This window comes from Leucobacter chromiiresistens, assembly GCF_001477055.1.
GTDB classification, from domain to species: Bacteria; Actinomycetota; Actinomycetes; order Actinomycetales; family Microbacteriaceae; genus Leucobacter; species Leucobacter chromiiresistens_A.
On the sequence record NZ_LDRK01000116.1, the window covers coordinates 1 to 6,021 of the forward strand.

Here is a 6,021-nt window from a genome sequence, read left to right on the forward strand (position 1 = left end):
ACGGCGAGATCGTGCGAGATGATGACCATGCCGATCTGCAGGTCGTCGACGAGGCGGCGCAGGAGCTCGCCGACGTGCTTCTGCGACGAGGCGTCGAGTGCGGAGATCGGCTCGTCGGCGACGATCACTTGCGGTTTCGCGAGCAGCGCCTTCGCGATCGCGATGCGCTGCCGCTGGCCGCCGGAGAGCGCGTGCGGGTAGCGGGTGCGCAGCGCCGGGTCGAGGCCGACCCGTTCGAGCACATCGGTGATGTCGGCGAGGCGCGCCTCCGCCTCGAGCGCGTCGCCGCGGGCGCGGGCCGCCGAGTTCCACACCTCTGCGAGCTGCTGGTCGATGCGGCGGCGCGGGTTGAGGGAGGCGTAGGGATCCTGGAACACCATCTGCAGCGGCACGAGGCGCGCGGGGCGCCGCCGGATCGGCAGCGGCGTCACGTCTTCGCCCAGAAAGCGGATGCTGCCGCCCGACAGCTTGTTGATGCCGACGAGCGCCCGCGCGAGCGACGACTTGCCGCACCCGCTCTCGCCGACGATGCCGACGATCTCGCCGGGGCGCACGTCGAGGTCGACGCCGTGCACGGCGACGAACCGGCCTTTGCCCTTGACCCGGTAGCTCACGACGGCGTCGGTCGCCTCGATGAGCGGCTGAGCATCGGGTGCACCCGCGGCGACTGGGCGTGCGGTCATGAGAGAACCTCCTCGGGACGGGGCCACGGCACCTGCGGCACCGCGTCGAGCAGCACCCGTGTGTAGGGGTGCCGGGGTGAGCGGAAGATGCGGTCGGAGTCGCCCGCCTCGACGATCTCCCCGGTGCGGAACACGTTGAGGCGATCCGCGATGGTGCTCAGCATCGCGAGGTCGTGGGTGACGAAGATGATGCCCATGCCCGACTCGCGGCGCAGCTCGTTGAGGAGCGCGATGATGCCGGTGCGGATGTTCGCGTCGAGCGCGGTGGTGGGCTCGTCGGCGATGAGCAGCTTCGGGTCGCACGCGAGCGCGATGGCGATGGAGACGCGCTGCTTCATGCCGCCGGAGAGCTGATGCGGGTACTGCCCGAGCAGGCGTTTGGGCTCGCGCAGGTGGACGCGCTCCATCAACTCGATGGCGCGTGCCTCTGCGGCCGGCTTCGAGAGCCCGAGGTGCTGGCGCACGTGGTCGGTGAGCTGCTCGCCGAGCTTCAGCATGGGGTGCAGGCTCGACGACGGATCCTGCAGCACCATGGCGATGTCGGTGCCGCGCGTGCGCTCCCACTCGGGCCTCGTCTGGGTGAGCAGTTCGCGCCCGTCGAAGCGGATGGAGCCGGAGGCGGCGAGCCCGTCGGGCAGCAGTCCGAGCAGCGCGAGCCCGGTCAGGGTCTTGCCCGATCCGCTCTCGCCGACGACGCCGACCACCTCGCCGGCCTCGACCGTGAAGGAGACCCCGTCGACGAGCGGGGATCCGGCGCCGCTGGCGCGGGCGACCGTGAGGCGGTCGACGTGCAGGAGGGTCATGACCCGGCTCCGTTCTCGTTCAGGCGGGGTTCGAGGTTGTCGCGGATCGCGTCGCCGATGATGTTGAAGGCGAGCACGACCGACACGATCGCGAGACCGGGGGCGACGGCGAGCCACCACTGGTCGAAGTACTGCACGGCGCCCGAGATCATGGAGCCCCATTCGGGCGTCGGCGGCACGGCGCCGAGCCCGAGGAAGGAGAGGCCGGCGAGGAAGAGGATCGCGGAGCCGATGTCGAGCATCGCGAGCACGAGCACGGAACCGCTCACCGCGGGGAGCAGGTCGACGACGATCGAGCGGAACGGGCCGACGCCGGAGAGGCGGTTCGAGAGCACGAACTCGGATTCTCGGAGGGCGAGCACGATGGAGCGCACGGCCCGGGCGTAGGCCGGCCACCAGCTGATCGCGGCGGCGATCACGGCGTTCTGCACGCTCGGGCCGAGGGCCGCGGCGATGGCCATCGCGAGGATGATGCCGGGGAACGCGAAGACGAGATCGGCGACGCGCATGAGGATCTCGTCGATCCAGCCGCCGAAGAACCCGGCGACGAGGCCGATCGCGGTGCCGATGAGGGCGGCCGCGGCCACGATCATGAGGCCGTTCGGGATCGAGGTGCGCGCGGCGGCGAGGGTTCTGCTGAGGTTGTCGCGCCCGAGCGCGTCGGTGCCGAGCAGCGCCGTGGAATCGGGCGGCGCGAGGGCGGGCCCGACGGTGGCGAGCGGATCCTGCGGGGTGAGCGCGGGGATGAGGATCACCGCGAGCCAGGCGATCAGCACGGCGGCCGCGGCGATCACCGAGGGCGTGCGGAGCCCTGCCGGGATGCGTCGCCGTGCGCGTTCGGGGGCGGCGATCATGGAGATGACGTCGGTGCGGGTCATTGGAGTCGGATCCTCGGGTCGAAGGCCGACGCGAGCAGGTCGGCGATGAAGTTCACGGCGAGGAAGATCACGGCGATCACGACGGAGATGCCGGTGATGGCGGTGACGTCGAGGTTCGTCGCCGAGCGGTAGGCGTACTGGCCGAGGCCGCCCCAGGCGAAGATCTGCTCGACGTAGACGGTGGCGGCGAGCAGGAACCCGAAGGAGAGCGCGGTCACGGTGATGATGGGGCTCGAGGCGCTGCGCACCGCGTAGCGCATGAGCACGCGGCGGCCCGGGAGGCCCTTCACGCGCGCCGCTTTCACGGCGTCGGTGTTGAGCCCGTCGAGCACTGCGCTGCGGGTGAAGCGGAGCACCATGCCGAGGTTCGAGAGCGCGAGGATCATGGCGGGGAGGATGAGGTGCGCGATGGCCGAGCCCCACGCGTGCATATCGCCCGCGAGCAGGGTGTCGATGGTCATGAATCCGGTGACGCGCGGCGGCGGCGTCGCGGAGGCGTCGAGCCTGCCGCTGCCGGGGAGCCAGCCGAGCTGGCGGAAGAAGAACGTGGACCCGATGAGTGCGAGCCAGTAGGTGGGGAGGCTGACGCCGATGAGTGAGACGACGCGGGCGAGGTGGTCGGGCCAGCGGTTGCGCGCGTAGGCGGCGACGATGCCGAGCGAGACGCCGATGAGCACGGAGAGCACGGTGGCCCACAGCACGAGCTCCAGCGTCGCCGGGGCGTACTTGGCGAGGTCGGCGGCGATCGGCTGGCCGGTCTGCTGCGAGATGCCGAGGTCGCCGCGGAAGAGCCCGGCGAGGTAGCGCAGGTACTGCTCCCAGATGGGCAGGTCGAGTCCGAATTTCTCGCGGAACGCGGCGACCGCCTCCGGGTTCGAGAGCGCCTGCTGGCTGAGGTTCGCGGTCTCGGGGCGCAGCGGCACCAGCACGCCGAGCCCGAAGGAGACGAGCGTGATGCCGAACAGGGTGACGAGCGAGGTGCCGAGACGGCGCAGCACGAAGCGGAAGTAGCCTCCGCCTCCGCCGCCGCCCGGCGCCGGGGCGGGCGCCTGCACGTCCGCCCCGGTCTCGGAAAGGGTGTGAGTCACGATGCGATGTCCCGTGCGTCTAGTCGATCTGGGAGAGGTTGATGGCGGCGAGCGGGTCGTGGCTGACGTGCTCGACGCTCGTCGACGCGACGAGGAAGAAGGAGGGCTCGAGCAGGAAGGCGAACGGCGCCTCCTCGTTCATCGACTCGTTCCACGCCGTGAAGGCGGCCTCGCGGTCGTCACCGGTGGCGACGCGCGCCGCCTCGGCGAGCTCGGCGGTCGCGGGGGCGGCTTCGGCCGGCCAGTGCACGCGCTCGCCGATGAGCCCGCCGGGGGCGAAGACGAGTTCGTCGGAGGCGTCGGCCGTGTCGGGCGGCCACGACCACAGCGCCATCTCGGTCTCGCCGTCGACGTAGCGCTGCAGCGAGGTCGACGTGGGCGTCGGGTTCAGCGTCACCTTCAGGCCGATGGCCTCGAGTTGCGTCTGGAGGCCCTGGGCGAGGGTGTTGTAGTCGATGCCTGCGAGCCGGGTGTAGTCGTTGGCGTAGTCGAGCGTCACCTCGGTGCCCGTCTTCCCGGCATCGGCGAGCAGCTGCTTCGCGGCCTCCGGATCCGACTCGGGGCCTTCGCCCTCGGGGAGCGCCCCGATCATCATGGAGGGGATGATGCCGGTCGCCTCTTTCGCACCGGCGCCGACGAGCGTGCGCAGCGCTTCGTAGTCGATGCCGGTCTTGATGGCCTCGACGATGTCGGGATCGGCGGTGGCGGCGCCCTCCTTCTGGGAGAGCGCGAGGTACAGCACCTCGGGCGACGAGGAGGACTGCACCTGCAGCGCCTCCGACTCCATGCCCTCCGCGATGCGGCCGGGGATGTCGAGTGCGATCTGACTGTCGCCGCCCTCGATGTTCGCCTTCTGCTGCTGGGCGTTGTTCACGTTGCGGATCACGATGCGGTCGTAGGCGGGCGCTTCGCCCCAGTAGTTCTCGTTCTTGACGAGCACGATCTGCGCGTTGGTGTCGTAGCTCTCGAGCGCGTAGGGCCCGCTGCCGGCTCCGTTGGCGGGCTGGGTGAAGAACTGGCCCGCAGTATCGGCGTCGGCGGCGTCTTCGGCGTCGGTGCCTCCGGCTGCGCGCACGGCTTCGTCGTCGACGATCGCGAGGGGCGGTGCGGTGAGGGTGTGCTCGATGTAGGGTGCGGGGTTCTCGGTGGTGAGCTGCACGGTGCGCTCGTCGACCTCGGCGACGGTGATGCCCTCCATGCGGTAGGCGGGGCTCGCGGCGAGGTGCTTGAGCCGGTTCAGCGAGAAGACGACGTCGGCCGCGGTGACGGGGTTGCCGTTCGCGAACGTCGCGTCGTCGCGCAGGGTGATCGTGAACTCGGTCGCCGCGTCGTTCGCGGTGATCGACTCGGCGAGCAGCGGCTGCGGGTCGGCGACGTTGTCGATGTAGGTGAAGAGGGTCTGGTACAGGCCGCTCGCGGTGATCGCGTCGGTGACCTGGAAGATGGTGGCCGGGTCGATCGACTGGGCGGTGAAGGCCTGGTCGATCACGAGGGTGCCGGTCTTCTCGGGTGCGGCTCCTCCGCCCCCCTGGGCGCTGCTCGAGCAGCCGGTGACGGCGAGAGCTCCGGTCAGCAGGAGAGCGCATGCCCCCACTGCTCTTCGCATTGGCTTCGGTGCCATGACGCGATTCCTTTCGGTGTCGGGTTGCCTTGAGCTGCACCGATTCGGCGTGAGGGCTTGTCAGACCTCGTTGTCCAAACTAGTGTCAACTATATCGTGACAACTGCTTCGATTTTGCGAGGCAGTGAGAGCGATATTACCGGTCGGAACGTCGCCGTCAAGAGAAAACTTCGAATCGTAACGTTGGGTTCTCCGCAAGTCGACGAGCAGGAAGTCGGGAAAATGGGAGTTGACGAATCGCGCGGGACTGGCTAGCTTCATGTCATTCAATGCGCGGTTCTGTCATATATGTGTTGACAGACGAATGGAGAAATCATGGCTGAGAGCGTTCCGGGAACCGGCGGCACCGCTCCGCTGACCTCGAATCTCAAGATGCTGCGCCTGCTCGAGGAGATCGCGAAGACGAGCGCGCCGTTCGGCGTCTCGGAGATCGCCCGCCGCGCGGGCGGCTCGCGCTCGATGGTGCACCGGCAGCTCGTCACCCTCGTGGCGGCCGGCTGGCTGCAGACCGACTCGCAGGGCGCCTATTCGTTGACGTTCTCGCCGGTGCGGGTGGCCCAGGCCGCACTGCGGCACGCGAGCGTCGACCAGCGCATCGCCGAGGAGCTCACGCGCCTCGCGGGCGAGCTCGGCGAGGGCACCTCGCTCGGCACCCTCGACGGCGACTCGGTCACCATCGTCGGCCGCGGACTGCCCCCGCGCAACGTGCACGTATCGCTCGAGCACGGGCAGCGCTTCGGCATCGCCGGCAGCGCCCTCGGCTCGGTGCTCGCGAGCTACCTCCCCGACGACGAGGTCGAGCGCTTCCGCCGCGCGAACGTGGAGCTCCCCTCCGCGGCCGAGCGCGCACGGGTGCGCAGCGCCGGCTACGCGGTGCTCGTCGACGACGAGTTCGATCCCATCGAGATCGTCGCCGTGCCCGTCGGCCGCGCACCCGGCCGGGTGCGC

At 69.9% G+C, this 6,021-nt stretch carries 6 protein-coding genes; 1 reads left to right on the plus strand and 5 read right to left on the minus strand.

The genetic code is table 11. From position 1 onward, the window contains the following. The 5 genes from NS354_RS12065 to NS354_RS12085 form a co-directional block, all read right to left on the minus strand. On the minus strand, positions 1-683 hold a 683-nt coding region (locus NS354_RS12065; protein WP_058594710.1), incomplete at its 3' end, for an ABC transporter ATP-binding protein. Continuing rightward, positions 680-1,486: an ABC transporter ATP-binding protein gene (locus NS354_RS12070; protein ID WP_058594711.1), complete on the minus strand. Its 807-nt coding sequence runs from the start codon at positions 1,484-1,486 to the stop codon at positions 680-682. The genes NS354_RS12070 and NS354_RS12065, both read right to left, overlap by 4 nt. Then, positions 1,483-2,364, minus strand: coding sequence for an ABC transporter permease (locus tag NS354_RS12075; protein ID WP_058594712.1), 882 nt, complete (start codon positions 2,362-2,364; stop codon positions 1,483-1,485). The genes NS354_RS12070 and NS354_RS12075 overlap by 4 nt, the downstream gene beginning before the upstream one ends. Continuing rightward, entirely contained in the window at positions 2,361-3,452 is a 1,092-nt protein-coding gene (locus NS354_RS12080) for an ABC transporter permease (RefSeq protein ID WP_241490530.1), read from the minus strand. The genes NS354_RS12075 and NS354_RS12080 overlap by 4 nt, the downstream gene beginning before the upstream one ends. 19 nt (positions 3,453-3,471) lie before the next feature. Beyond that, entirely contained in the window at positions 3,472-5,073 is a 1,602-nt protein-coding gene (locus NS354_RS12085) for an ABC transporter substrate-binding protein (RefSeq protein ID WP_082678073.1), read from the minus strand. A gap of 315 nt (positions 5,074-5,388) precedes the next feature. Between NS354_RS12085 and NS354_RS12090 the strand changes: the two genes are divergently transcribed. Further along, the coding region (locus NS354_RS12090; RefSeq protein ID WP_058594715.1) for an IclR family transcriptional regulator at positions 5,389-6,021 on the plus strand (633 nt) is incomplete at its 3' end.